Source organism: Streptomyces sp. NBC_00996 (genome assembly GCF_045162675.1).
GTDB lineage: Bacteria > Actinomycetota > Actinomycetes > Streptomycetales > Streptomycetaceae > Streptomyces.
In genome coordinates, this window is record NZ_CP108723.1 from 2,250,764 (window position 1) to 2,275,546 (window position 24,783).

Here is a 24,783-nt window from a genome sequence, read left to right on the forward strand (position 1 = left end):
ACGCCCGGGCTCAGCCCACCGCCTTGGCCGCCGCCCGCCCCGCCGTACGCCCGGAGAACAGGCAGCCGCCCAGGAACGTACCTTCGAGGGACCGGTAGCCGTGCACCCCGCCGCCGCCGAACCCGGCGGCCTCTCCGGCGGCGTACACGCCCTCCAGCGGATCACCGCCCTCGGTCAGCACACGCGAGGAGAGGTCGGTTTCCAGCCCGCCGAGGGACTTGCGGGTGAGGATGTTGAGGCGGACGGCGATCAGCGGGCCCGCCTTGGGGTCGAGGATGCGGTGCGGCGCTGCGGTACGGATCAGCTTGTCGCCCAGGAACCTGCGGGCCCCGTGCATCGCGGTCACCTGAAGGTCCTTGGTGAACGGGTTGGCGATCTCCCGGTCGCGCTCGACGATCACGCGGCGCAGCTCCGCCTCCTCGATGAGCGGCTCCTTGGTGAGCGCGTTCATCCCGCGCACGAGCGCGCCGAGGTCCTTCTCGACGACGAAGTCCACGCCGTTGTCCATGAACGCCTTCACCGGCCCCGGCACATCGGCACGCGCCCGCCCGATGACGTCTCTGACGGACTTCCCCGTGAGGTCGGGGTTCTGCTCCGAGCCGGAGAGCGCGAACTCCTTGCCGATGATCTTCTGGTCGAGCACGAACCAGGTGTAGTCGTACCCGGTCCGCATGATGTGTTCGAGCGTGCCGAGCGTGTCGAAGCCGGGGAACAACGGCACCGGCAGTCGGTTGCCGCGCGCGTCGAGCCACAGGGAGGAGGGGCCGGGGAGGATGCGGATGCCGTGGTTGGCCCAGATGGGGTTCCAGTTCTGGATGCCCTCGGTGTAGTGCCACATGCGGTCGCGATTGATGAGGTGCGCGCCCGCCTCCTCGGCGATCCCGAGCATCCTGCCGTCGACGTGCGCGGGGACGCCGGAGATCATCCGCTCGGGCGGAGTACCCAGCCGCTCCGGCCAGTTGGCGCGCACCAGGTCGTGGTTGCCGCCGATGCCGCCCGACGTGACGATCACCGCCTGGGCCTTGAGCTCGAAGGCACCGGTGACCGCGCGACTGCTGGCCTGACCGCGCTCGATGCCGGACGGCTCAAGGATCTCGCCGGTGACCGTGTCGACGGATCCCGCGTTGCGCGAGAGGCCGGTGACGCGGTGGCGGAACTTCAGCTGCACGAGGCCGCGGGCGACGCCGGCCCGCACCCGCCGCTCGAAGGGCGCGACCAGGCCCGGCCCGGTCCCCCACGTGATGTGGAAGCGGGGCACCGAGTTCCCGTGCCCGCCCGCGTCGTAGCCGCCGCGCTCGGCCCAGCCCACCACCGGGAAGAAGCGCACGCCCTGCCGGTGCAGCCAGGAACGCTTCTCACCGGCCGCAAAGTCGACATAGGCCTCGGCCCATCGACGTGGCCAGTGGTCCTCGGGCCGGTCGAAGGCGGCCGTGCCCATCCAGTCCTGGAGGGCGAGCGCGTGGCTGTCCTTGATCCGCAGGCGCCGCTGCTCGGGCGAGTCGACGAAGAAGAGCCCGCCGAAGGACCAGTGCGCCTGGCCGCCGATCGACTGCTCCGGCTCCTGGTCGAGGAGGATCACCTTGCGGCCCGCGTCGACGAGCTCCGCGGTCGCCGCGAGCCCCGCGAGGCCCGCTCCGATCACGATCACATCTGCGTCGTAGGCCATGGGCCCGTCCTCTCGGCATTCCGACTGGTCGGATCGGTGTCGTCATGAGGGACCCTCACAAAGTTCCTCATAACGGTGGTCATGAGGTTTGTCACGAACCGATCGGCACCGTCGCGGGTTGATGAGACATTGGTGGTGGTTGACCGCGCTGGTCGACCGCACCTTGTTACTGATCGGTCAGATCCTTCGGCAAGAAGAGTGACCGAGTCAACTGCCTGTTTCCGGGTACTCCTGGGGGCAGGCCCCGGCCCTTGGCACTACAGTCGGCGGATACGCAACCGTGGCCCGTCCGACGTCTCGAGGTACACAGCGTGTCGGTTCTCGTTCTGATCCTTGCCGTGAGCGCGGCCTGCTGTCTGGGCTTCGGCTTCGTGCTCCAGCAGAACGCCGCCTCGCACGCGCCACTGAGCGACTTCCTCTCCCCCCGTCTGCTGCTCGACCTGATCCGTGTCCCCCGGTGGCTGGGCGGTATCGGGCTCATGGTGTGCGGCATGGTCCTCGGCGCGATCGCCCTGGGCAAGGGCGAGATCTCCCTGGTGGAACCGCTCCTCGCGACAAACCTGCTCTTCGCGCTCGCGCTCTCCCGCCATCAGACCAAGCAGGCGCTGGGGCGGCAGGGCTGGACCGGGCTCGCGCTGCTCGCGGGCGGCGTCACGGCCTTCATCGTGGCGGGTCAGCCGCGGGGCGGCGACGCCGTCACCGATCCGCTGCGGCACTGGCTGATCATCGGGATCATGGTCGGCCTCGCGCTGCTGCTCACCACCTACGCCAAGCGGTCCCGGCTGAGCTCCGGGCCCGTGCTGCTCTCGCTGGCCGCGGGGCTGCTGTACGGCGTCCAGGACGCGCTCACCCGGGTCAGCGGGCAGCGGTTCAGTGCCGGCGGCTGGAGCGAGCTGCTCACCGGCTGGCAGCCGTACGCGGTGCTGGCGCTCGGCGTGACGGGCCTGGTCCTGGTCCAGAGCGCCTTCGAGACCGCACCGCTGCGGATGTCACTGCCCGCGCTCACCGCGGCCCAGCCGCTGGCCGGGATCGTCTGCGGGGTGGGTTTTCTCGGCGACCAGCTGCGTACGGACGCGGGGGCGCTCGCCTGGCAGGCGGCGGGACTCGCGTCCATCGTGGCGGGGATCGTGCTGCTGGGGCTGCATCCGGCGATGCCGGCCGGGACGGCGGAGGCAGAGCCGTCGCGGGATCTTCAGCGGCATTGAGGGTGCCGGTCCCGCCGGCCGGGGCGGTGCCGCTCGCCCGGGGCTCGGGGCTGCTTGGATGGGGGCATGAGCGTGGCGGGGGATGCGGGCACGAACGCGGCCGGGGGCACGAGTCCCGCCGCCGAGATCCTCGACATCGTCGACGAGAACGACCAGGTCATCGGCCAGTCCCCCCGCGGGGAGGCGTATGCGCACGGTCTGCGCCACCGGTGCGTGTTCATTCAGGCGCGGGATGCCGGAGGCCGCGTCTTCGTCCATCGCCGGACGCCTACGAAGCTGGTCTTCCCCTCCCTCTACGACATGTTCGTCGGTGGAGTCGTCGGGGCGGGTGAGTCCTACGACGACGCGGCGCTCCGCGAGGCCGAGGAGGAACTAGGCGTCTGCGGACTGCCGCGGCCCGTCCCCCTCTTCAAGTTCCTGTACGACAACGGCGCCGGTCAGAGCTGGTGGTCGGCCGTGTACGAGGTGCGCTGTGAGCTCCCGGTGAACCCTCAGGTCGAGGAGGTCGCCTGGCATGACTTCCTCCCCGAGGAGGAGGTGGAGCGGCGGCTGGGCGAGTGGACCTGGGTGCCGGACGGCCTGGTCGCGTACGAGCGGCTGCGGGACTACCGGGCGACGGACTGACTCCACCGGGCGCGGGCCACCCGCGAGCGCGTCGGCCAGGGCCCGCTCCTGGTCCTCGGCGAGCGCGTCGGCCAGGGCCCGCTCCTGGTCCTCGGCGACCGCGATGCCGTACCCGGACAGCGCGTACGAAGCCAGTGACGCAGGAACACCCATGGCCCGAACCGTAACGGGCGGCACCGACAACGTCCCGCTCCGGGCGCCCCGGTAGGGTCCAGCACGTGATTGAACTCGTGCGGAATGTCCTGCTGTGGTTCGCACCCCAGGAGGTTCGCAAGGAAGGCGGGACGCCCGACTACCGGTTCTCGTTGGCGAACGAGCGGACCTTTCTGGCCTGGCTGCGCACCGCCCTCGCGCTGATCGGCGGCGGCTTCGCTGTGGACCAGTTCCTGCCCGGTCTGCGGTGGGGCTGGCGCGTCGGTCTGGCGCTGGCCCTGCTGGGCGCGGGCGTGCTCTGCTCCCTGCGCGCCGTCAATCACTGGATCCGCTGCGAGCAGGCCATGCGCAGAGGCGAAGACCTGCCGGTGTCCCGCTTCCCGGCCCTGCTGAGCATCGCCGTCGCGATCGTCGCCGTCGCGATGGTCTTCGTCGTACTCGTCGGCTGGGCAGGATGACCGGGCCCACCCGGGAACGCGACCCGGGCCTGCAGCCGGAGCGTACGCGGCTCGCGTGGCGCCGTACGACCCTCTCCAGCACCGTCGCCGCCGTGCTCGCCACGAAGACCGCCCTGCACGGCCGCTCGGTGGCCGGCGTCGTCGTGTGCGCCGTCTGCTGCGCGCTCTGGCTGGGCTTCCTGGCCCTCGCCCACCGTCGTATCCGTGTGCTCGCGGCAGCCGGCACGGACGGCCCCCCGGCACTCACACCCCGCCACGCGACGGCGGCGGCCCTCTGCACGGTCGCGCTGGCCGTGTGCGCGGCGGCACTCGTGTTCTGAGGATGAGGCGGGGTTCAGGCCGCCTCCGAGCGGACCGGGGTTCAATCCGCCTCCAAGGGGACCGGGGTTCAGGCCGCCCCCGAGCAGACCGGGGTTCAATCCGCCTCCGAGCGGACCGGCGTTCAGTCCGCCTCCAAGGGGACCGGCGTTCAGTCCGCCTCCAAGGGGACCGGGGTTCGGTCCCCTGCGAGGGTGAGCCGGGGTTGAGGCCGCTTCTGAGGACGGCCCGGGCTCAGTCCGCCCAGTCCACCGTCACCACGATCTTTCCCCGCGTGTGCCCCTCCGCGCTCAGCCGATGCGCATCCGCCGCCCGTTCCAGCGGGAACGTCTCGCACACATGGACCGAGACGACGCCCTGCTCGGCGAGGTCGCACAGGCTCTGAAGATCGTGCGGGTTCGGGCGGACGAAGTGGTAGCGGCCGCCGAAGCCGACCACGTCGGGGTCGGCGATGGAGGCCAGCCGGCCTTCGGGGGCCAGCAGCTCGGCGGACATCTTCATCGTGTCACCGCCGATCGTGTCGAAAACCGCGTTCACACCCTCCGGCGCGAGGGCCCGTACGCGCTCGGCGAGACCCTCGCCATGGCTGACGGGCTCGCCGCCCAGGGACCGTACGAAATCGTGGTTCGACTCGCTCGCCGTGCCGATCACGCGCGCCCCCAGGTGGCGGGCGAGCTGGACCGCGATCGAGCCGACGCCGCCCGCGGCCGCGTGGACGAGGACGGTGTCGCCCGCCGTCACGTCGAGGACCTTGGTGAACATCTGGTACGCGGTGAGCCCCGCCAGCGGCAGGCCGGCCGCCTGCTCGAAGGAGAGGTTCAGCGGTTTGCGGGCGAGGGTGCGCACCGGGGCCGCGACGTACTCGGCGAAGGTGCCGCGCGAGAGGAAGTCCTCCCGGGCGTACGCCACGACCTCGTCGCCGACCGCGAACTCCGTGACGGACGCCCCGGGCTGGACGACCACGCCGGACACGTCCCAGCCGGGGATCACCGGGAAGACGGGGTCCAGGATCCCGTCCAGGTAGCCCTCGCGGCACTTCCAGTCGACGGGGTTCACGGACGCCGCGCGCACCTTCACCAGGACGGAGTCGGGTCCCACCTTGGGGTCCCGGACGTCTCCGTACTCCAGTACGTCGGGCCCGCCGTACCGGCTGTAGCTGATCGCCTTCATGCCCTCGACCCTCTGGGTTACTCGCACGGCACGCAAGCCGGAATAGCCAGAATTACTGCAGTTTGCGGCGTTAGCCTGAGTCGTCCTTCCACGCCACTTCCGAAGGCGAGCAGCATGACCACCCTTCACCAGGAACACCCCACCCACGAGCACACCCACGGACCGAGCTGCGGTCACACCGAGGTGCGGCACGGGGACCACGTCGACTACGCGCACGACGGCCATCTGCACCGCGAGCACGCGGGGCACTGGGACGAGTGCGAGCCGAGCGGTCACCTGGCCCACGACGGGCACGGCCACCAGCACGGCGAGGACTGCGGGCACCCCGCCGTCGCGCACGGCGACCATCTCGACTATCTGCACGACGGCCACCGGCACGCCTCGCACGACGGCCACTGGGACGACCACTAGGACGACCCGGTCGGCGTCCCGCTCCGGGATCCGCACCACCGGAGCGAGACGCCGATCACGTTTGGCGCACTCTCTGGACGACATACCGACTGGTCGGCATCATGGTCATGTCCCGTTTTCGTGTGCGTAGGAGCGATGATGAGCCCAGACCACCCGCCAGGTCTCGATCTCGACCAGTTGCGCGGCCTGCTCGACCGTGAGCGGCCCGGGCTGGTGAACGGCCCCCTGACCGGCCGGCTGATCGAAGGCGGACGGTCCAACCTCACGTACGCGCTCACCGACGGCGCCGCGAAATGGGTGGTACGCCGGCCTCCGCTGGGCCACGTGCTGGCCACCGCGCACGACATGAAGCGCGAGCACCGGGTGATCAACGCACTGCACCCGACGGCCGTGCCGGTACCCCGCCCGGTGCTGCTGTGCGAGGACGAGTCGGTGCTCGGCGCGCCCTTCTACGTCATGGAGTTCGTGGAGGGCACGCCCTACCGCACGGCCCAGCAGCTCGCCCCGCTCGGCCCGGAGCGCACCCGCGACGCCGTCCTCGGGCTCGTGGACACGCTGGTCGAGCTGCACTCGGTGGACCCCGCCGAGGTGGGCCTCGCGGACTTCGGCCGGCCCGAGGGCTTCCTCGACCGGCAGCTGCGCCGCTGGGGCAAGCAGCTGGACGCCTCCAGGAACCGCGACCTCGCGGGGATCGACGAGTTGCACGCGGCTCTGGGACGCGCGCTGCCGCACTCCCCCGCGCCCTCCGTCGTGCACGGGGACTACCGGCTCGACAACGTGCTGATCGGCACCGACGACCGGATCAAGGCCATCCTGGACTGGGAGATGTCCACGCTCGGCGATCCGCTCACCGACCTGGGGCTGCTGGTGATGTACAGCGCCCCGCTCGATCTCCCCGACTCCCCCATCAGCACGACCGCTTCGGCCGCCGGGCACCCGGACCCGGCCGAGATCGTCGAGCGGTACGCCGCGCGCTCGGGGCGCGATGTGTCCGCCGTCTCCTGGTACACGGCGTTCGCCTGGTTCAAGCTCGCCGTGATCCTGGAGGGCATCCACTATCGCTACACGCTCGGCCAGACTGTCGGCGCGGGCTTCGACCGTATCGGTGAACTGGTCCCCTTCTTCATCGAGCACGGCCTGACCACCCTCCAGGAAGGCTGATCCGCCATGGACTTCGCATTCGACGCGCGCACCGAGGAGCTGCGCCAGAAACTGCTCGCCTTCATGGACGAGTACGTCTATCCGGCGGAGGCCGTCGCCGAGGAGCAGCGCGCGCAGCTGGCCTCGCCGTGGGACACACCCGCCGTGGTCGGGGAGTTGAAGGCCGAGGCCCGCAGGCAGGGCCTGTGGAACCTGTTCCTCCCCGACTCCGAGTACGGGGCCGGGCTCACCAACCTCCAGTACGCCCCTCTCGCCGAGATCACCGGCCGTAGCCCGCACTTGGCGCCCACCGCGCTGAACTGCGCCGCGCCGGACACCGGCAACATGGAGGTGCTCGCGCAGTTCGGCGACGAGCAGCAGAAGAAGCAGTGGCTGGAGCCGCTGCTCGCCGGTGAGATCCGCTCGGCGTTCGCGATGACCGAGCCCGAGGTGGCCTCCTCCGACGCCACGAACATCACCACGCACATCCAGCGGGACGAGGGGGGCACCTCCCGCTCGAGCGGAGCCGAGAGTGGGGGAGAGTACGTCATCACCGGCCGCAAGTGGTACATCTCCGGGGCGATGAACCCCGACTGCAAGATCTTCATCGTGATGGGCAAGACGGACCCGGAAGGCGCGGACATCCGCCGCCAGCAGTCCATGGTGCTCGTCCCCCGCGACACCCCGGGTCTCGAAGTCCGGCGCGCCATGCAGGTGTACGGGTACGAGGACCACTCCCACGGCGGGCACGCCGAGGTCGTGTTCGACCACGTCCGGGTGCCCGTGAGCAACCTGGTCGGCGAAGAGGGCGGCGGCTTCGCCATCGCCCAGGCGCGGCTCGGGCCCGGGCGGATCCACCACTGCATGCGGCTGATCGGCATGGCCGAGCGGGCGATCGAGCTGATGTGCCGCCGTGCCGTGTCCCGTACGGCCTTCGGCAAACCGCTCGCCCAGCAGGGCGTGGTCCAGAACTGGATCGCCGACGCGCGTGTGGCGGTCGAGCAGCTCCGGCTGCTGGTCCTCAAGACCGCCTGGATGATGGACACCGTCGGCAACAAGGGCGCCCACACCGAGATCCAGGCCATCAAGATCGCCACGCCGCGTACGGTTGTCGACATCCTCGACAAGGCCGTCCAGTTGCACGGTGCGGGTGGTGTCAGTCAGGACTTCCCGCTCGCCGAACTCTGGGCGAGTGCGCGGACGCTGAAGCTCGCGGACGGGCCGGACGAGGTCCATCAGCGCTCGCTGGCGCGGCGGGAGATCAAGAAGTACGTGTGAGTCGGGCGGCGGGGGGGTGGGGTTCTTTCGCCCCCCCCGCCCCCGCCCGTCCCGTCCCTGAGGGCTGCGCCCCCAGACCCCCCTAAAAGATCGCGCAGTTCCCCGCGCCCCTGAAAGGGGCGCGGGGAACTGCGCGATCAGCGGCTGACAGGGGCGGAGGGGGGCGAAAGAACTCACGCCCATCCCAGCTAGGGCCGCAGCGCCCGCAGCAGCAGGTCCGCCAGGTGGTCGGCGACCTGCTGGGGAGTGAGCGGGCCGTCGGGGCGGTACCACGTCGACAGGTGGTGCACGGAGCCGAAGTGGTAGTCGACGACCAGGTCGGCGGGGGTCGCCGTGGAGAAGACGCCCTTTTTCTGGCCCTCTTCCACGAGCGCTCGGAACCGCTCGTGGTAGCGGCGCCGCTCCGCACGCACCTGCTTGTCCTTCTCGGGGCTGAGGTGATGCATCGAGCGGAAGAAGATCGACGCGTCGTCGAGGTTGTCGATCGTGGTGACGACGACGTCGGCCGCGGCACCGCGCAACCGCTCCTCGACCGGCGCGTCGGCGTCCGCGAAGGCGTCCAGACGCTCCTGCTGGATACGCAGCACGCGCGCGTACACCTCGTGCAGGAGATCGTCCTTGGAGCCGAAGTAGTGGTAGAGCGCCCCCTTGGTGACGCCCGCCGCCTCGACGATCTCCTGCACGGAGGTGCGGTCGTAGCCCTGCTCCGCGAAGAGCCGGGTGGCGGCGGCCAAGAGCCGCTGCGGGACGGGCGTACCGTCACCGTCCGTCGTCCTGGGCACTGCCGCCACCTGCCTTCCAAGCGTTGTCGTGCGAAACACTCCAGTGAGTGCTGGTGCGTTTCGATGCGTTCCCGAGCGTTTTACCGGGTCTCCTCGGACCGGGAACGAAGTTCCCGACGGAGAATCTTCCCACTCGCCGTCTTAGGCAAGTCGGGCAGGATCTCCACCTGCCGCGGATATTTGTAGGCGGCCAGTCTCTCCTTGCAGTACGCGGCGAGCGCGTCGGGGTCCTCTTCGGCCCCGGGGCGCAGGCTGATGTACGCCTTGACAGTCTCTCCGCGGTAGCCGTCGGGTATCCCGACCACGGCCGCCTCACGGACCGCGGGGTGCGTGTAGAGGACGTCCTCGACCTCGCGCGGCCACACCTTGAAGCCGGACGCGTTGATCATGTCCTTCTTCCGGTCGACCACGTAGAGCCAGCCGTCGGAGTCCATGAAACCGATGTCGCCGGTACGCAGCTCGCCGTCCGGGAAGGTCTCGGCGGTGGCTTCGGGGCGGCGCCAGTAGCCGGGCACGACCTGTGGTCCGCGTACGAGGATCTCGCCCTGCTCCCCGAACGGCACCTCCTTGCCCTGGTCGTCGACGATGCGTACGACCGTGTCCGGGCCCGGTACGCCGACGGCCAGCGTCCCCGAGACCGGGTCGACGGGAGCCTCCCGGCCCGGGGGCACGGAGGCGCAGGGCGCGGTGCACTCGGTGAGCCCGTAGCCGTTGCGGATGTAGGGACCGAAACCGGCCCGGAACTTCTCCACCAGGGCCGGCGGCAGCGGGGCTCCGCCGGAGGAGATGATCACGAAGGAGGAGAAGTGGTCCGGCGTGACCGCCGGGTGCGCGGCCAGCGCCATGAAGGCGGTCGACGGGCCCACCGTGTACGCGGGCCGATGCTCGGCGAACGCGTCGAGGACGACCCCCGCCTCGAAGCGGTACGCGAGGACCAACGTGCCCGAGCTGTTGAGGCAGGCGGCGAGCTGGCAGACCATCCCGGTGATGTGGAACAGCGGCGCCATCGCGAAGTAGACGGGAGCCTCGGGCAGCCCCAGGCCCGTCCGCTGCCGCTCGGCGTTGTACATGATGTTGCCGTGCGCGTTGGTGGCCCCCTTGGGGGTGCCGCTCGTGCCGGAGGTGTAGCTGATCAGCGCGATGTCGGAGGGTCCGAGGTCGCGGCCCTCGGGGGCCTTGTGGCCCTGCCGCGCGACGGCCACGAGGTCGTCGGTGCCCTCCGCGACCGGCAGCCGCTCGAAGCTCAGTACGCGCCCGTCGTTGCGGGTCTGGAGATCCAGCTCACAGGCCGTCAGCACGATGCGTACGGGTGAGTCGGCGGCCGTTTCGCGCAGATACGACTCCCACGCGCGGTCCGAGCACACCAGGGCGCTCACTTCCGCGTCGTGGAGTACGTGCCGGACCTCGCCCGACTTGTACATCGGGTTGACGGGCACGACCGTCGCGCCGGCCTTCCAGGCACCGAGCAGGGCCAGCACGAAGTGCGGGGAGTTCTGCAGCAGGATCGCGACCCGGTCGCCGCGCTCCAGGCCGCGGGCGGCGAGGTGCCCGGCGATCGAGTCGCTCAGCTCGTCCACCTCGCGGTAGCTCAGCCGCCCGTCGAAGTAGGCGAGTGCGGTGCGGTCCGGGGTGCGTGTCACGACCTCCCGGAGGGCGTGGACCAGGGTGTCGGCGGGGCTCACCGGGCCCCGCTGGGCGTCATTGAGCAGGGCCACCCAGGGCCGCTCGGCGTAGGTGGTCACCGGCCCGCCTCCCACTTCTGCTGGATGTGGTTCATGTTGGTCAGCCAGCGATCGGGCTCCGCGGCCCGCACCTGGTAGTACCCGGCCACCTCGGGGTGCGGCAGGATCAGGAAGCGATCCTCCGCCATCCCCTTGAAGAGCGCGTCGGCGACGTCCTCGGGCTCGATGGCGGTCGGCTGCAGGACGAGGTCGCCCGCGCTGCCGGTGGCGTCGAGCATGTCGGTGCGCACGCCCTGCGGACAGATCGCGTGCACCTTGAGGCCCCGGTGGCGGTACGTCAGCGACAGCCACTCGGCGAAGGCGTACGCGCCGTGCTTGGTGACGCTGTAGGGCGCGGCGCCGATCATGGTGAGCAGTCCGGCGGCCGAGACGGTGGAGACGAAGCGGCCGCTGCCGCGCTCCAGCCAGGCCGGGAGCAGCTCCTGGGCCGCGCGGACGTGCGCCATCACGTTGACGTCCCAGGCGAGCGCCCAGACGTTCTCGCCGGCCGCCTCCGAGCCGCCGGCGGCGACGCCGGCGTTGGCGCAGTACACGTCGACCGTGCCGCCGAGGGCTTCCCGGGCCTCGGCCACGATCGCGGACGCGTCGCCCGGGACCGCGATGCCGCCGATCTCGTCGGCCACGGCCTTGGCCTTCGCGGCGTCCAGGTCATTGACGACGACCCTGGCCCCCTCAGCCGCGAAGCGACGGGCCAGCGCGGCCCCGATACCGCCCCCCGCTCCGGTGACGACCACTCCGGCATCCTGCACGGCTTCCACCATCGGGTCTCCTTCGACGCGACGCGAATCGGCTCTGCTGCGACGCCAGACTAACCAGTCGGTATGTAACTAGGGAAGGGTGACCGTGCCCATAGCGGGAGCGCCCCGCGAGGGCCCGGGGAACCGCGCGACAAGCCACGACCGCCGCGCAGCCTACGAACTTCCGCCAGGAGCGCCTAGCGTGCCTATGCCAACGTTCCGCGATCACGGAGGTCACACCATGCGCATGTCGAGACGCACGCTGCTCGCCGCGGGCACCGCCGCAGCGGCACTGACACCGCTGGCGGCGAAGGTGGCCGAGCAAGGCGGCCACAGCCTGCGCACCGGCTTCGAGCGCCTCCAAGCAGACGGCTACGCCACACTCCACGGCCGGCGGCTCGGCATCGTCACGAACCCCACGGGCATCACCAGAGACGTACGCCACATCGTCGACGTCATGCACGCCGACGACCGCGTGAACCTGGTCGCCGTCTTCGGCCCCGAGCACGGCTTCCGCGGCACCGCGCAGGCGGGCGGCTCGGAGGGCCGCTACGACGACCCGGCGACCGGGCTGCCCGTCTACGACACGTACCTCAAGAGCGGCCGGCCGCTGGCCGACATCTTCACCGCCTCCGGCGTGGACACCGTCGTCTTCGACATCCAGGACGTGGGCGCGCGCTTCTACACGTACATCTGGACGCTGTACGACTGCATGGAGGCGGCCCAGCTCGCGGGCAAGCACTTCGTGGTGCTCGACCGGCCGAACCCGGTGACCGGGCGGGCGGCGCAAGGACCCGTTCTGCACAAGGAGTTCGCGACCTTCGTCGGGCGGCAGCCGATCGCGCAGGCGCACGGGATGACGGTGGCGGAGCTGGCGCGGCTGTTCAACGGGGAGTTCCTGGCGGCGCCGGTGGCGCTGGACACCGTACTCATGTCGGGCTGGAAGCGCTCGGATTTCTACGACGCCTCCGGGCTCCCCTGGGTGCCGCCCAGCCCGAACATGCCGACGGAGGACACCGCCCTGGTGTACTCGGGGACCTGCCTCTTCGAGGGGACGAATCTGTCCGAGGGGCGCGGCACCACCCGCCCGTTCGAGCTGCTCGGCGCGGACGGCATCGACGGACGCTGGGCCCTCGAAGCCGGTCGACTGGGCCTCCCCGGGGTGCACTTCAGGGAGGCGTACTTCGCTCCCACCTTCTCCAAGTTCCAGGGCAAGACCATCGGGGGCGTGCAGATCCATGTGCACGACCGGGCGGCGTACGACCCCGTACGCACCGGCATCGCCCTCCTCGTGACCGCCAAGAAGGTCTGGAGCGGCTTCACTTGGCGCTCCGACAACTGGATCGACAAGCTGACCGGCTCGACGCTGGTGCGCACGATGATCGACGCGGGCGCGACGGCCGACGAGATCGCGGCGGCCTGGCAGGACGAACTGAAGGCATTCCAGCGCGTACGGAAGGAGTACCTCCTCTACGGATGAGGTACGGATGCGTCGTGACGTATGGCCAACCTTCGCCCCTGGTAGGACGATGCGCCCAGATCGCACCGCCCGCGGGGGACGAGGGGGCTTGTCATGGCCGATCCGGCAGTGAGTGTTTCTCCCTACTGGGAGCTCACCTTCGACGCGGACGGGGACGTCGACGGCCGGGAACGGGACCGGCTGCTGCGGGAGGTACCGCAGCGCAAGGTCCGTGACCTGGTCGTCTTCGCGCACGGCTGGAACAACGACCGCTCGGGCGCCACCCGGCTCTACAGCCGCTTCTTCGAGCCCGTCCCCGGGCTCGCGCCGACCGCGCGCCTGGGATACGTGGGAGTGGTGTGGCCCTCGATGCGCTTCTCGGACGAGCCGATCCCCGACTTCCCTGCGTCGGTGGCCGCCGGCATCGCCCCGACCGCGCGGCCCGTCCTCGACAAGAACACCCGGCACGCGCTTCTGGAAGTGTTCCCGGGCCGTGCGACGGTGGTCGAGCAGATCGCCCGACTGCTGGACCAACAGCCCGACGAGGGCGCCTCGCTGGAGGAGTTCGGACGTCTCGTACGGCTGCTCGTCGAGGTCCGGCCGCAGGGGCCGCAGGCCGCCTTCACCGCGGACACGCTGGCGGAAGGAGTACCGGAGAGCGACCCCGAGATGCTCTTCGGGGACACGGCGACGGTCTGCGGCGAGTTCGCGCAGGCGCTGGCGGAGGCCGAGACTCCCGGCGCCGCCTCGTTCGCGCTGCCACGGCTGTGGGACGGCGCGCACGAACTGCTGCGCCAGGCCACGTACTACGCGATGAAACGGCGCGCCGGCACGGTCGGTGAGCGCGGGCTCGGGCGCGCGATCGGGCAACTCGCCAAGGCAGCGCCCGATGTGCGCGTGCATCTCGTCGGACACAGTTTCGGCGGGCGCCTGGTCTCCTTCGCGCTGCGCGGCCTGCCCGAGGGCGTGCGCACGGTGAAGTCGGTGACGCTGCTCCAAGGGGCCTTCTCGCACTACGCGTTCGCGGCGCGGCTGCCCCATGACGCACGGGCGAGCGGTGTGCTGGACGGCCAGCAGAACCGCATCGACGGTCCCCTGGTGTGCTGCTACTCCCACTTCGACTCGGCGCTCGGCAAGATCTATCCGCTGGCCTCGCGGATGGCGGGCGACTCCCGGACGGTCGCCGCGGGCTTCGACATCGGCCGCGCCCTGGGCGCCCAGTGGGGCGCGATGGGCCACGACGGGGTGCAGGCGGTGGCGGGCACGAAGTCGTACACGCTGGCCGACGCCCTCAGTACACGGCTGCCCACGTCGGGGTGCGTGAACATCGACGCCGCGGCAGTGGTCCGGCACGGCGGTCCCCCGTCCGGGGCCCACAGCGACATCTGCCACCGGCAACTGGCGCGGGTGGTGCTGGCGGCGGGCCGTATTCAGTGACCCGCCGCCCACCGACGTTGGCCAACCGACGTTGACCAACCGGCGTCGACCAACCAGCGTTGACCAACCAGCGTTGACCAACCAGCGTTGACCCACCGGCGTCGACCAACCGGCGTCGACCAACCGGCGTTGACCAACCTGCTTAGGCCCACCCGCGTAGGCCATCCGGCGTTGCCCCACCGGGCGTTGCCCAATCGACGCTGGCCAACCTGCGTTGACCAACAGGCATTGACCAACGGACGCTGGCCAACGGACGTAGGCGAAACGCCCGTTGGCCAACACCCGTGGGCGTCGTCACCGATGCGACGTGTACTCCACCACCTGCTGATAGGTCGGCCGGTTCTGCCAGCTGATCTTGCCGTGCTTGATGCCGCCGAGCGTCCGCTGGACGATCGAGTCGGCGCACCACTGGTCGCCCGCCGAGCACTGGTCGTCGCCGGGGTAGACGTCGGACGCGGTCTTGCCGGCCGCCTCCTTGAGCGTGCTGATCAGGGTGTCCCGACAGGCACTGAGGCTGCCGCCGCCGCAGTACTTCTGCGAGAGACCACCCTGCACCGACTCCCCGAGGACCTCCCGGATGTCCTTGTCGACATAGCTCCACCAGCCGTACTGGAAGGAGCTTCCGGCGTGCGAGCCGGTCGGGCCGTGCGCCGCCGACGGCGACTCGTCGATGGGGAGGTTGTTGCCGAACGCGGTGTACAGATCGCTGCCGAGCCCCGGCTGGAACTCCGCCTTCACCAGCAGCGGCCACCAGGCGTCCAGAATGCGGATCGCGTCGGCATTGGCATAGGTGTGAGATCCGGACGAGGTCTCGGTCCGCTTGGCACCCGCGGTCACCCACGCGGACAACTTGCCGACGGCCGCCGCGGCCGTCGAGTCCGTGACCGTCGAGCTGTTGACGACCTTCAGCAGGTCGGGCAGGACGTCCTCGGCCCGGAGGTCGGCGAGCGCCGCGTCGGCCATGGCCCTCACCAGTGCGGACCTGGTGACACCACCCGCCGCGACCAGCTTCTTCACCCGGTCTTCGAGCAGGTTTCCGCGGTGGACCGAGCCGTCACCCCAGGAGGCCGTCGTGTAGTCCTTGGCCTGCTTGTTGTTCCAGGAGATGTAGTAGTCCTGGTCGACCGAGTTGGGGTGGGCGGACGCCGCCGTGTAGTCGGCGGTGTTCGTCGTCGGGTTCCAGTTCTTCCACTCGTACGCCGCCTGCGCCCACACCGGGAACTCGGCGTCGACACCGGTGGCCCGCACCGGGTTGTCACCGCTGTTGTAGTACGCGGTGTGCGAGGAATCGGCGTAGAACCAGTTGAAGGTGTAGTTGATGTGCTGCACCGCGCTCTGGAAGGTCGCCGGGCTCTTGACGTAGTCCGGGTCGTTGAGCATCTGGAAGCCGATGATCGAGTCGGCCTCGTGCATGAAGGAGGAGCGCAGGGTGGTGTACGCGACCTTCTTGCCGCCGACGGTCGCGCGGTACTCCACCGGGCCGTACTTGGTCCGGTAGACCTGCATCCGGTACGAGCCCGCGGCGGTGCCGTCGGCGACGGTCGGCTTCCACGAGTTGGTCTGCTCGACCTTGTCCATGGCCGTGCAGGTGCCGTGGTACAGGTAGTGGTAGTCGTCCTGGCACAGCTCGACGGCGTAGGTGTCGATGATGTCCTGGCCGGAGGTCGTCGCGCTCCAGGAGTAGTCCTGGCCGCGGCCGAGTTCGACGTACATGCTCAGACCCGCGAAGGAGGCGCCGCGGGCGCTGATGCCCGGGCCCTGGATCTCCTGGAGCATGAGCAGCTGTGGCGCGAAGTAGCCGGTCTGCGGACCGAAGACGGCGATCGGGTGGCCGCTGGCCGTGTGGTTGCCGCTCACCACGAGGGCGTTGGACATACCGCGCTTGGCCGAGGTGAGGGACGTGGTGGCCGCCGTGGCCGAGGCGCTGGTGGCGGTGGAGGTGGCGGCGCTGCCCGTACGGTCGTAGACCAGCTGCTCCTGGGTCACCGAACCGGCGTCGGGCAGGGCCTCGCCCTGCGGGGAGTCGGGCTTCGCGGTGTACGGGAAGCTCTCGCCGTTGTGGACGGTGAGGACCGCTTCGGGGTCGTTGCGCTCGCGGAAGGACTCCCACATCTTGGTGCCCTCGGTCACGCCGTACTTGGACTGGGCGGCGAGCAGCGAGAGAGCGTTGTTGACCTCGCCGCCGCCTCCGGAGCCGAAGAGGGCGCCGATGACGGAGGCCAGCGCGACCAGGTCGGTGAGCTTGAAGTGGTCGATGGTGCCGGCATTGGTGACGGAGTCCTTGTGGCCGGTCAGGACGTACTCGCCGGGGAAGTAGCGACCGCTGTCGGAGGCATCGATGTAGGCGTTGATGCCGTCGAGGTAGGCGTTGGCGTCGGTGAGCGCCTGCTGCCCGCGCTCGCCGTTGCCGGCGATGGCGTTGTCGATCTGGGCCTGCAGATCGGCCTCGGTGTAGGGCGCGTTGCGCCAGAACTCCTGCTCGAGGCCCTGGTTGGACGCCGCGCCGCCGGCGAAGGTGGTCAGCCGGCCGCGTCCGACGTGCCGGAAGACGTCCATCAGCCACAGCCGGTCCTGGGCGGCGGCGTACCCGGCGCCGTACTCCGTCCCGTAGCGGGTGGTACCCGTGATGTGCGGCACACCGGTCTTCTTGTCGCGGACGATCGTCACGTCGGTGCGCGGCTTCGTGGTCGAGGCGACCTGGTCCGAAGCGACCCCGAAGGACGCGTCGTTGAAGAAGGTGTTGATCTTCGCGTCGGTGAGCGTGGAGGAGCCGGAGGGCAGGTTCCCGTAGGGGGCGAGCTGATCCTCGGCGTGGTCCGGCTGGGTGCCGAAGGCCTGGTTGAGGAGGATCTGGGCGAGGGTCGCGTTGCCGTTCTCGCCGGGCGGGAGGATGTCTGAACACTGGCCGCCGCAGTAGTCGTTCGCGGCCGCCGTGGTCGACGGGTCGGCCGCCGCCGCCTGGGAAAGGGGCGACAAAAGACCGGCAATGAGGACGCATACGGATGCGGCCTTGAGGAACTTGGGGAATCTGCGGGGAGTTCTCAGTCTGTCGAGCGTGGTGCGTGGGGTGCGCCCTGGCATGGCAGCTCCTCCCGACGGGGGTGGGCCGGACGTTACCGCCGGTATCCCCGAGATTGAAGATGAACATGCGTCAGTTTTTGGGATTCATCGCGTCCCGACAGCGCCGTCGACAGGCGGCTGACAGCGGCAGGAGGTAGGCCGGGGGCAACTCGGCGGGTGGCTTATGGCGGTCATCGAAAATGGATGGAGCCGAATCGCTTGTCGATACGTCTATTCGGCGACGTCCATACGACGACGACGCCGAAGTGACCGAAGTTCAGGTGCAGGTGTGACGGAGGTGCAGGGCGATGGCCGGTTTCCGGAGTCTGGCGAGACAGGTGCGAGATCCGAGGTGCGATCTGGCACTGCGGCGCTACTCACTGCGCAAGTGCCTTGAGAAGTTCGCCCCTTACGGGCATCGGGCGACCTGGGACCATCTGTGCTCCCGGGCCGGGTTCGGTCCCGAGGACCGGTCCCCCGATCCAGCGCGGCTCGTGGCCGCACTGGACGAGGTGGAGGAGGCCCGCTCCGTCTGGCTCGCCTACGAGGCCGAGTTCGCCCAGCGTCGCAAGAAGGAGAAGCACGACGGGCTGCGCAGCCCGGGCAGTGTGGACGACTGGCACCGGCTCACCTGGGGCGGCTTCGGGGTCGCGTGGTGTGACGACCCGAAGATCCACCCCCATGAACCACTGACCGAGGTGCTGCGCCGGCTGATCGCCGCGCTGGAGCGCGAGCCGGGCGCGGTCTGCCCGGTGTGCGCCTGGGAGCGCCTCACATGGAAGTACGACCTGGCCCACGAACCCTCGTCGGGTCCGGTGTGCGCACGGTGCGGAATCGTGGTGCCGCGCCCCGTTCTGACGTCCGAGGCGCTGGCAGAGGCCAGGCGCGGACGGATGCTCGTATCGGCGTGAGCACGACGGGGGTGCGCCGACAGTGCCGCACCCCCGTGCGGGTGCCCACGGCACCCTGACCCTGTACGCCCACCCGCGCGGCCGTTCGTCCGGTCGCTCCCGCCTGGTTGTCAGTGGCGCCTGGCACCATCGAGGCATGGTGCAGGTCTGTGTGAACGGAGCTCGCGGAGCGGCGGACGGCGCCGTCGTGCCGATGTCGCCCGCAGCGATGGCCCAGTCCGCGGCCGAGGCCGTCTCGGCCGGGGCGTCGGACATCCATGTCCATCCCAAGTCACCCTGTGGGCAGGACACCTTGTCGTCCAAGGCGGTCGCGGCGACGCTCGAGGCGATACGGGCGCGGGTGAGCGTCCCCGTCGGCGTGACCACCGGCGCGTGGGCCGAGCCGCATCCCGCCGCCCGCGCCGAGCGCGTGCGTTCCTGGACCGTCCTGCCCGACCACGCCTCGGTCAACTGGCATGAGCCGGGCGCCGAGGAGGTGGCGGCGGCGCTCCTCGACCGCGGGATCGGCGTGGAGGCGGGCATCTGGTCCGACACCGAGGGCGCCGCGCGGTTCGCCGCGTCACCCCTCGCGCCCCGGGTGCTGCGGGTCCTGGCCGAGGTGATGGACACCTCCGCTCGGACGGCCCAGGAGTCGGCCCGAGCCCTCCTCGCCGACCTCGGCACACACCACGGCCGGCCCGTCCTGCTGCACGGCGTGGAGGGCGGCACCTGGCCGGTGCTGCGACTCGCGGGGCGGCTGGGGCTCGCCACACGGATCGGCCTGGAGGACACCCTGGTCCTGCCGGGCGGGGAGCGGGCGGTGTCCAACAGCGAGTTGGTGGCGGAGGGCTTGGTTCAGTACGAGGCGGCCCGGCGCTTGCCGTAGGAGCGGTCGACGACTTCGGCGCGGGCGGCCCGACGGTACCAGCCGCAAATCCACTCGCTCCAGCGCTTTCTCCTCCGGACAGTTGGGGGCGATGAAACCCGGCTGAGGAACCCGAGGAGTCCCGCCATGTCGACGCTGCGCGTCACCGCCGAAGTGCTGACCATCCATGAGCATCCGAACGCCGACGCGCTCGAACTGGCCCAGGTCGGCCTGTACCGAGCCGTCGTCGCCAAGGGCGCCTACCGCACCGGCGAGCGCGCCGTCTACATCCCGGAGCAGTCCGTGCTCCCGGCCGAGTTGATCGAGGAGCTGGGGCTGACCGGGCGACTGGCGGGTAGCACGTCGGACCGGGTCAGAGCCGTACGACTGCGCGGTGAGCTGTCGCAGGGGATCGTGTGCCGCCCGAAGGCACTGTCGGACGTCGACCTGGCGAAGGCCGCCGAGGAGGGGACCGACTTCGCCGAGATGCTCGGCATCGTCAAGTGGGTGGCACCGATCCCGCCGACGATGGACGGCGAGGTCGAGTCCGCGCCCGATCTGCTGCCCTGGGTCGACATCGAGAACATCCAGCGGTACCCGGACATCTTCACCCCGGGCGAGCCCGTCGTCCTCACCGAGAAGCTGCACGGTTCGGCCTGCCTGCTGACCTATGTCGCCGACGAGGGACGCGCGCACGTCTCGTCGAAGGGTTTCGGCGCCAAGTCCCTGGCGCTGAGGGAGGACCCGCGCAATCTGTGCTGGCGCGCCGTCCATGGCCACGGGGTCGCGGAGGCCGCGGCCCGGCTCGCCGAGCGGCTGGGCGCGCGCCGGGTCGGCATCTTCGGCGAGGTGTACGGGGCGGGTGTACAGGACCTGTCGTACGGCGCAGACGGCCGCCGCGAGACGATCGGTTACGCCGTGTTCGACGTGTCCGCGGAGATCGACGGCAAGGTCCGCTGGCTGGACGCGGCAACCCTGCTGGACGGTGAACTCCCGCTGGTGCCACGGCTGTACGAGGGCCCGTACGACATCGGGCGCGTCCTGGAGGTCGCCTCGGGCCGGGAGACCGTGTCCGGGCGCGAGCTGCATCTGCGCGAGGGCGTCGTGATCCGCCCTGCCATCGAGCGGTACAGCCCGGTCACGGGCGGCCGGGCGATTGCGAAGGCGGTCAGCCCGGCGTATCTGACGCGCAAGGGCGGCACGGAGTACGAGTAGACAGTGCGCGTACGGAGCCTGTGGGGCTCCGTACGCGCGCGGTCACCGTGTCACCGTGCGGGGGCCCACCGCGGCGGTCAGCGGGCGTCCTCGGGCTCCCGCTGCCGCTTCTGCTGCCTTCGCTGGGCGCCGGGGCGTTCCACCAGGAGCCGGGAGCCGGTCAAGCGCTCACCGAAGACGTCGTCCGGGTTGGAGAGCACACAGTTCTCCAGCGACAGACAGCCGCAGCCGATGCAGTCCGTGAGGTGGTCCCGCAGCCGGCTCAGCTGATTGATGCGCTCGTCGAGTTCGGAGCGCCAGGCCTCCGAGAGCCGGGCCCAGTCCTCCCGCGTCGGGGTGCGCTCCTCGGGGAGTTCGGCGAGTGCCTCACGGATGGTGGCGAGCGGGATGCCGACGCGTTGCGCGGCGCGCACGAAGGCGACGCGGCGGAGCGCGTCCCGGTGGTAGCGGCGCTGGTTTCCTGTGGTGCGGCGGCTGCTGATCAGACCCTTGGACTCGTAGAAGTGCAGGGCGGAGACGGCGGCGCCGCTGCGGGCCGACAGCTGGCCGACCGTGAGTTCGTGGATCTTCTCGGGAATCTGGGGCACCCCTCGAACCTAACCCACCTCGGCACACCTGCGGTGCGTTGACAGAAGCCCCTCACCCGAGCATGCTAAGCAGTCGCTTAGACAATGCGACGCGGGAGGCCAGGGACATGGCAGAGCCGAGGATCTTCACATCCGCCGACGAACTGAAGGCGGCCGTGGGCGAACAGTTGGGTCACAGCGACTGGCTGGAGATCGACCAGAAGCGGATCGAGCTGTTCGCGGACGCCACGGGCGACCACCAGTGGATCCATGTGGACCCGGAGAAGGCGGCCGCGGGCCCCTTCGGCACGACCATCGCGCACGGCTATCTCACGCTGTCGCTGCTGCCCGCACTGGTGCCGCAGGTGATGCGCGTCGAGGGTATGAAGATGGGCGTCAACTACGGTTCGAACAAGGTGCGTTTCCCCGCGCCGGTACCGGTGGGGTCCCGGCTGCGCGCGACCGCGGTCCTCCAGGAGGTCACCGAGGCCGGCGGCGGAGTCCAGGTCACGGCTGCGGTGACCGTGGAGCGCGAGGGCGGGGACAAGCCGGTGTGCGTGGCCGAGTCGGTGTCTCGGTACTACTTCTGAGTGCGGCGCCGACAGCCGCGGGCCGTCCACGGACGGCCCGCCGTCCGCGGCTGGTCGCGCAACTCCCTGTGCCCCCTACGGGGCACGGTCACTTTTTGGCCCCGACCATCCGCAGGACGAGGTCGGCGTAGAGCGCGCCGACCTCGTCCGGGGTCCGGCGGCCATTGACGTTGAACCAGCGGGCCACGTCGATGCAGAGGGAGAGGATGGCGAGCGTGGTGCCGGGAATGTCCGGGACATCGAAGTCGCCCGCGGCCACACCCTCCTCGATGATGCCGCGCACCTCGGCGTCGACCTGGCGGCGCAGTCCGATGATCTCGGCGCGGGCATCCGGGCCGAGCGAGTCCAGTTCGTACTGCACGACCCGTGCGGTGGTGCGGCCGCCCGCGTGCCACCGAACGAATGAGCTCACGGCGTCGGCGAGGCGCTCGGTCGCCGTGCCCTCGCCCTGGGCGGCCGTCTGCAGGATGTCGAGGGCCTTCTCGTGGCCGATCCTGCTGATGCGGTGGAGCAGCTCTTCCTTGGTCTTGTAGTGGATGTAGAGCGCGGCCGGGCTCATGCCCGCGCGGCCCGCGATGTCCCGGGTCGTCGTCGCGTGGTACCCGCGTTCGGCGAAGGCCTCCACGGCGGCGACGAGCAGCCGTCGGGCCGCGTCCGGGGTGACCTCGGCCCACGGCTGCATCTCGGCGCCGGCCGTCTCCTCCGCCGTATTCATCGCTGTCCGCCCCTTCTCCACTGCCAGGGTGAACACCATACCCCTGAACCTGAGCGAGCGCTTAGTGTCCCCGTTCAGCGCACCGCTTCCTGGCGGTCCCTGATCACCTTGGCCAGCGTGAAGGACGAGGTCACCAGATAGAGGACGGCGACACCCAGGAAGGAGCGCACCCAGGCGTCGGCCTCCAGCTTGAAGATGCCGATGGCGGTCGCGACGATGGCGACGGAGAACGAGGCGACCGCCTGGCCGTAGAAGGCCGCGGTCGACTGCTGCTTGACCGGTGTCCCATTCATGTTCATGCGGACCAGGGTCGGACGATGCGGCTGCCACCACATCCGTTCGGATACTCAGCCCACGTACTCAGAACGTCGAGAGCGCTGTTCCGATGGCGCTCCTCAGAAGGCCGAGACTCCCGTCAGCGCGCGCCCGATGACCAGCTTCTGGATCTGGCTCGTGCCCTCGTAGAGGGTCATCACGCGGGCGTCGCGCAGCAGCTTCCCCGCCGGGTACTCGTCGATGTAGCCGTAGCCGCCGAAGACCTGGAGGGCGTTGTTCGCGGCGCGCACGGCGGCCTCGGAGGCGAAGAGCTTGGCCTTGGAGGATTCCGTCGCGAACGGCAGGCCGCGGTCGATGAGATCCGCGACCCGCCAGGTCAGCAGGCGGGCCGCGTCCACGTCGACGGCGATGTCGCTGAGCAGTTCCTGCACGAGCTGGTGATGGGCGATGGTCTTTCCGAACTGCTCGCGCTCGGTCGCGTAGGTCACCGCCGCGTCCAGTGCCGCCTGGGCTATGCCGACGCAGCCCGCGGCCACGGACATCCGCCCCTTGGCGAGTGCGGACATGGCGACGGCGAACCCCTTGCCCTCGGGCGCGATCATGGCGCTCACCGGCACGCGTACATCCTCGAGGACCAGCTCGGCGGTGGCCTGTCCGCGCAGACCGAGCTTGCCGTGGATGGTGCGGCGGGACAGGCCGGGCGTGTTCGTCGGCACGAGGAAGGCGGAGACACCCTTGTGGCCCGGGTCGTCGGTGGAACGGGCGAAGAGCAGCACGACGTCGGCCCAGGTGCCGTTCGTGATGAACATCTTGGTGCCGTTGATGACGTAGTCGTCCCCGTCGCGCACGGCCTTCGTCGACAGATGGCCCGCGTCCGAGCCGGTGCCGGGCTCGGTGAGCCCGAAGCAGCCGACGTACTCGCCGGAGGTGAGCCCCGGCAGCCACCGCCGCTTCTGCTCTTCACTCCCCCAGTACGCGATCGACTTGGCGACCAGGCCCAGCGAGACGGAGACGATTCCGCGCGCCGATGAGTCGCCGCGCCCCAGCTCCTCCGTGACGAGGCAGTACGCGAGATGGTCGCCGCCGCTGCCGCCGTACTCCTCGTCAATGGTGAGCCCGAGGAAGCCGACCTCACCGAGCTTCTTCACGAGGGACCGGTCGACCTCTTCGGCGCGGTCCCACTCGATGACATGGGGGGCGATCTCGCGGTCCACGAAGTCCTTGGCGAGTCGCCGGACGGCGGTCTGCTCCTCGCTGAGCTCCAGGTTCATGCCGAGTCACCCCACAGATAGACGGACAGCGACCTTCGGAAGCCGTACATTGAAAGCCGTACATTTAAATTAGCACTGCTAGTTTCCAGGTGCAGCCCTACTATGTGCGCCATGGCCCGACCGCGCAAGCCCCTGCTCAGCACCGACCGCATCGTCCAGACGGCACGGGCCCTGGTGGACGCCGAGGGCCTGGCGGCCGTCTCGACGCGCCGGCTCGCTGCCGAGCTGGGGGTGAGCGGGCCGTCGCTCTACAACCACTTCCGCACCAAGGACCAGATCCTGGAGGCGGTCGCGGACTCGGTGAGCGCGCAGGTCGACCTGTCGATGTTCGAGGACGGCCGTGAGTGGCGTACCGCCCTGCACGACTGGGCCGTCTCCTACCGGGCGGCGCTGCGCGACCACCCGAACATCGTCCCGGTCCTCGCGCGCGGGCCCGGGCGCCGGCCCGCCGGGCTCCGTCTTGCCGACGCGGTGTTCGGGGCCATGGTCGATGCGGGGTGGCCGGCGGCGCAGGCCACGTCGATCGGGGCGCTGATGCGGTACTTCATCATGGGGTCCGCGCTCGGCTCGTTCGCCGGCGGCTTCGTCGACGATGCGACCGCGTACGATCCCGCCGACTATCCCCACCTCGGGCAGGCTCATCTCCTTGCCGAGCAACAGGAGAAGATCGACGAGCGGGCGTTCGAGACGGGGCTCAGCGCGTTGCTGGACGGGCTGAGCCTGCAGTACGAGCGGGCGACTCGGGGGGACTGAGG

23 protein-coding genes and 1 pseudogene are annotated in these 24,783 nt (G+C 70.2%); 14 read left to right on the forward strand and 10 right to left on the reverse strand.

Annotation, left to right across the window (positions count from 1 at the left end; genetic code table 11):
* Nucleotides 1-10: 10 nt before the first annotated feature.
* Nucleotides 11-1,666 (reverse strand): FAD-binding dehydrogenase, encoded by a 1,656-nt coding sequence (locus OG390_RS10740; RefSeq protein ID WP_406166976.1) that lies wholly within the window; start codon nucleotides 1,664-1,666, stop codon nucleotides 11-13.
* A gap of 311 nt (nucleotides 1,667-1,977) precedes the next feature.
* On the opposite strand from OG390_RS10740, the gene OG390_RS10745 reads away from it, so the two are divergent.
* From OG390_RS10745 to OG390_RS10760, 4 genes are all read left to right on the forward strand, one after another.
* Nucleotides 1,978-2,871: a DMT family transporter gene (locus OG390_RS10745; RefSeq protein WP_406166978.1), complete on the forward strand. Its 894-nt coding sequence runs from the start codon at nucleotides 1,978-1,980 to the stop codon at nucleotides 2,869-2,871.
* 66 nt (nucleotides 2,872-2,937) lie between these two features.
* Nucleotides 2,938-3,495: an NUDIX hydrolase gene (locus OG390_RS10750; RefSeq protein ID WP_406166980.1), complete on the forward strand. Its 558-nt coding sequence runs from the start codon at nucleotides 2,938-2,940 to the stop codon at nucleotides 3,493-3,495.
* Nucleotides 3,496-3,713: 218 nt separating this feature from the next.
* Nucleotides 3,714-4,106 carry a YidH family protein gene (locus tag OG390_RS10755; protein WP_406166982.1) on the forward strand — a complete coding sequence of 131 codons (393 nt, stop codon included), beginning with the start codon at nucleotides 3,714-3,716 and terminating at the stop codon, nucleotides 4,104-4,106.
* Complete coding sequence (locus OG390_RS10760; protein ID WP_406166984.1) at nucleotides 4,103-4,426, forward strand: DUF202 domain-containing protein; 324 nt, start codon at nucleotides 4,103-4,105, stop codon at nucleotides 4,424-4,426. Before OG390_RS10755 ends, OG390_RS10760 begins: the two co-directional genes overlap by 4 nt.
* Before the next feature lie 232 nt (nucleotides 4,427-4,658).
* On the opposite strand, the gene OG390_RS10765 is transcribed toward OG390_RS10760, so the two are convergent.
* Entirely contained in the window at nucleotides 4,659-5,594 is a 936-nt protein-coding gene (locus OG390_RS10765) for an NADP-dependent oxidoreductase (RefSeq protein WP_399096709.1), read from the reverse strand.
* Between the two features lie 114 nt (nucleotides 5,595-5,708).
* Between OG390_RS10765 and OG390_RS10770 the strand changes: the two genes are divergently transcribed.
* The 3 genes from OG390_RS10770 (at nucleotide 5,709) to OG390_RS10780 (ending at nucleotide 8,423) form a co-directional block, all read left to right on the forward strand.
* Nucleotides 5,709-6,005: a hypothetical protein gene (locus OG390_RS10770; protein ID WP_406166986.1), complete on the forward strand. Its 297-nt coding sequence runs from the start codon at nucleotides 5,709-5,711 to the stop codon at nucleotides 6,003-6,005.
* 138 nt (nucleotides 6,006-6,143) lie between these two features.
* Nucleotides 6,144-7,166 carry a phosphotransferase family protein gene (locus tag OG390_RS10775; RefSeq protein WP_406177602.1) on the forward strand — a complete coding sequence of 341 codons (1,023 nt, stop codon included), beginning with the start codon at nucleotides 6,144-6,146 and terminating at the stop codon, nucleotides 7,164-7,166.
* Between the two features lie 6 nt (nucleotides 7,167-7,172).
* A complete protein-coding gene (locus OG390_RS10780) occupies nucleotides 7,173-8,423 on the forward strand; it encodes an acyl-CoA dehydrogenase family protein (RefSeq protein WP_406166988.1) in 1,251 nt (416 codons plus the stop codon).
* A gap of 188 nt (nucleotides 8,424-8,611) precedes the next feature.
* Here OG390_RS10780 and OG390_RS10785 read toward each other — a convergent pair whose 3' ends face one another.
* From OG390_RS10785 to OG390_RS10795, 3 genes are all read right to left on the reverse strand, one after another.
* Entirely contained in the window at nucleotides 8,612-9,205 is a 594-nt protein-coding gene (locus OG390_RS10785) for a TetR/AcrR family transcriptional regulator (protein WP_327427538.1), read from the reverse strand.
* An 80-nt stretch (nucleotides 9,206-9,285) separates the two neighbouring features.
* Nucleotides 9,286-10,947: a class I adenylate-forming enzyme family protein gene (locus tag OG390_RS10790; protein WP_406166990.1), complete on the reverse strand. Its 1,662-nt coding sequence runs from the start codon at nucleotides 10,945-10,947 to the stop codon at nucleotides 9,286-9,288.
* Nucleotides 10,944-11,708, reverse strand: coding sequence for an SDR family oxidoreductase (locus OG390_RS10795; RefSeq protein ID WP_406166992.1), 765 nt, complete (start codon nucleotides 11,706-11,708; stop codon nucleotides 10,944-10,946). The genes OG390_RS10790 and OG390_RS10795 overlap by 4 nt, the downstream gene beginning before the upstream one ends.
* 217 nt (nucleotides 11,709-11,925) lie before the next feature.
* Here OG390_RS10795 and OG390_RS10800 point away from each other — a divergent pair, with 217 nt between their 5' ends.
* On the forward strand, nucleotides 11,926-13,164 hold the full coding sequence (locus tag OG390_RS10800; protein ID WP_406166994.1) for an exo-beta-N-acetylmuramidase NamZ domain-containing protein: 1,239 nt from the start codon (nucleotides 11,926-11,928) through the stop codon (nucleotides 13,162-13,164).
* A gap of 93 nt (nucleotides 13,165-13,257) precedes the next feature.
* Entirely contained in the window at nucleotides 13,258-14,580 is a 1,323-nt protein-coding gene (locus tag OG390_RS10805) for a serine-threonine protein kinase (RefSeq protein ID WP_406166996.1), read from the forward strand.
* A 294-nt stretch (nucleotides 14,581-14,874) separates the two neighbouring features.
* On the opposite strand, the gene OG390_RS10810 is transcribed toward OG390_RS10805, so the two are convergent.
* A complete protein-coding gene (locus tag OG390_RS10810) occupies nucleotides 14,875-17,661 on the reverse strand; it encodes a penicillin acylase family protein (RefSeq protein ID WP_406166998.1) in 2,787 nt (928 codons plus the stop codon).
* Nucleotides 17,662-17,948: 287 nt separating this feature from the next.
* Here OG390_RS10810 and OG390_RS10815 point away from each other — a divergent pair, with 287 nt between their 5' ends.
* The 3 genes from OG390_RS10815 to OG390_RS10825 all read left to right on the forward strand — a co-directional run bounded on the left by OG390_RS10815 (nucleotide 17,949) and on the right by OG390_RS10825 (nucleotide 20,610).
* Complete coding sequence (locus OG390_RS10815; protein WP_406167000.1) at nucleotides 17,949-18,551, forward strand: hypothetical protein; 603 nt, start codon at nucleotides 17,949-17,951, stop codon at nucleotides 18,549-18,551.
* A gap of 136 nt (nucleotides 18,552-18,687) precedes the next feature.
* Complete coding sequence (locus OG390_RS10820) at nucleotides 18,688-19,416, forward strand: 3-keto-5-aminohexanoate cleavage protein (RefSeq protein WP_406167001.1); 729 nt, start codon at nucleotides 18,688-18,690, stop codon at nucleotides 19,414-19,416.
* Nucleotides 19,417-19,542: 126 nt separating this feature from the next.
* Entirely contained in the window at nucleotides 19,543-20,610 is a 1,068-nt protein-coding gene (locus tag OG390_RS10825) for an RNA ligase (ATP) (RefSeq protein ID WP_406167003.1), read from the forward strand.
* Nucleotides 20,611-20,687: 77 nt separating this feature from the next.
* Here OG390_RS10825 and soxR read toward each other — a convergent pair whose 3' ends face one another.
* Nucleotides 20,688-21,197 carry a redox-sensitive transcriptional activator SoxR gene (soxR, locus tag OG390_RS10830; RefSeq protein ID WP_406167005.1) on the reverse strand — a complete coding sequence of 170 codons (510 nt, stop codon included), beginning with the start codon at nucleotides 21,195-21,197 and terminating at the stop codon, nucleotides 20,688-20,690.
* Between the two features lie 107 nt (nucleotides 21,198-21,304).
* On the opposite strand from soxR, the gene OG390_RS10835 reads away from it, so the two are divergent.
* Entirely contained in the window at nucleotides 21,305-21,766 is a 462-nt protein-coding gene (locus OG390_RS10835) for a MaoC family dehydratase (RefSeq protein WP_406167007.1), read from the forward strand.
* 88 nt (nucleotides 21,767-21,854) lie between these two features.
* Here the strand turns inward: OG390_RS10835 and OG390_RS10840 are convergent, their stop codons facing one another.
* From OG390_RS10840 to OG390_RS10850, 3 genes and pseudogenes are all read right to left on the reverse strand, one after another.
* Nucleotides 21,855-22,481 carry a TetR/AcrR family transcriptional regulator gene (locus OG390_RS10840; RefSeq protein ID WP_406177603.1) on the reverse strand — a complete coding sequence of 209 codons (627 nt, stop codon included), beginning with the start codon at nucleotides 22,479-22,481 and terminating at the stop codon, nucleotides 21,855-21,857.
* 83 nt (nucleotides 22,482-22,564) lie between these two features.
* Nucleotides 22,565-22,774 (reverse strand): annotated as a pseudogene (locus OG390_RS10845) (YiaA/YiaB family inner membrane protein); the annotation flags it as partial.
* Between the two features lie 102 nt (nucleotides 22,775-22,876).
* The gene (locus OG390_RS10850; RefSeq protein ID WP_406167009.1) at nucleotides 22,877-24,028 is read right to left on the reverse strand and encodes an acyl-CoA dehydrogenase family protein; all 1,152 of its coding nucleotides are present in this window, start codon (nucleotides 24,026-24,028) and stop codon (nucleotides 22,877-22,879) included.
* Nucleotides 24,029-24,139: 111 nt separating this feature from the next.
* On the opposite strand from OG390_RS10850, the gene OG390_RS10855 reads away from it, so the two are divergent.
* Entirely contained in the window at nucleotides 24,140-24,781 is a 642-nt protein-coding gene (locus OG390_RS10855) for a TetR/AcrR family transcriptional regulator (protein ID WP_399088682.1), read from the forward strand.
* Nucleotides 24,782-24,783: the final 2 nt, after the last annotated feature.

Excerpts from the sequence above, each read along its gene's own strand:
- OG390_RS10740 (WP_406166976.1), bottom strand. The coding sequence starts at position 1,666 with ATGGCCTACGACGCAGATGTGATCGTGATCGGAGCGGGCCTCGCGGGG.
- OG390_RS10750 (WP_406166980.1), top strand. The coding sequence starts at position 2,938 with ATGAGCGTGGCGGGGGATGCGGGCACGAACGCGGCCGGGGGCACGAGT.
- OG390_RS10760 (WP_406166984.1), top strand. The coding sequence starts at position 4,103 with ATGACCGGGCCCACCCGGGAACGCGACCCGGGCCTGCAGCCGGAGCGT.
- OG390_RS10765 (WP_399096709.1), bottom strand. The coding sequence starts at position 5,594 with ATGAAGGCGATCAGCTACAGCCGGTACGGCGGGCCCGACGTACTGGAG.
- OG390_RS10770 (WP_406166986.1), top strand. The coding sequence starts at position 5,709 with ATGACCACCCTTCACCAGGAACACCCCACCCACGAGCACACCCACGGA.
- OG390_RS10775 (WP_406177602.1), top strand. The coding sequence starts at position 6,144 with ATGAGCCCAGACCACCCGCCAGGTCTCGATCTCGACCAGTTGCGCGGC.
- OG390_RS10780 (WP_406166988.1), top strand. The coding sequence starts at position 7,173 with ATGGACTTCGCATTCGACGCGCGCACCGAGGAGCTGCGCCAGAAACTG.
- OG390_RS10795 (WP_406166992.1), bottom strand. The coding sequence starts at position 11,708 with ATGGTGGAAGCCGTGCAGGATGCCGGAGTGGTCGTCACCGGAGCGGGG.
- OG390_RS10800 (WP_406166994.1), top strand. The coding sequence starts at position 11,926 with ATGCGCATGTCGAGACGCACGCTGCTCGCCGCGGGCACCGCCGCAGCG.
- OG390_RS10805 (WP_406166996.1), top strand. The coding sequence starts at position 13,258 with ATGGCCGATCCGGCAGTGAGTGTTTCTCCCTACTGGGAGCTCACCTTC.
- OG390_RS10810 (WP_406166998.1), bottom strand. The coding sequence starts at position 17,661 with ATGCCAGGGCGCACCCCACGCACCACGCTCGACAGACTGAGAACTCCC.
- OG390_RS10815 (WP_406167000.1), top strand. The coding sequence starts at position 17,949 with ATGGCCGGTTTCCGGAGTCTGGCGAGACAGGTGCGAGATCCGAGGTGC.
- OG390_RS10820 (WP_406167001.1), top strand. The coding sequence starts at position 18,688 with ATGGTGCAGGTCTGTGTGAACGGAGCTCGCGGAGCGGCGGACGGCGCC.
- OG390_RS10825 (WP_406167003.1), top strand. The coding sequence starts at position 19,543 with ATGTCGACGCTGCGCGTCACCGCCGAAGTGCTGACCATCCATGAGCAT.
- OG390_RS10835 (WP_406167007.1), top strand. The coding sequence starts at position 21,305 with ATGGCAGAGCCGAGGATCTTCACATCCGCCGACGAACTGAAGGCGGCC.
- OG390_RS10840 (WP_406177603.1), bottom strand. The coding sequence starts at position 22,481 with ATGAATACGGCGGAGGAGACGGCCGGCGCCGAGATGCAGCCGTGGGCC.
- OG390_RS10850 (WP_406167009.1), bottom strand. The coding sequence starts at position 24,028 with ATGAACCTGGAGCTCAGCGAGGAGCAGACCGCCGTCCGGCGACTCGCC.
- OG390_RS10855 (WP_399088682.1), top strand. The coding sequence starts at position 24,140 with ATGGCCCGACCGCGCAAGCCCCTGCTCAGCACCGACCGCATCGTCCAG.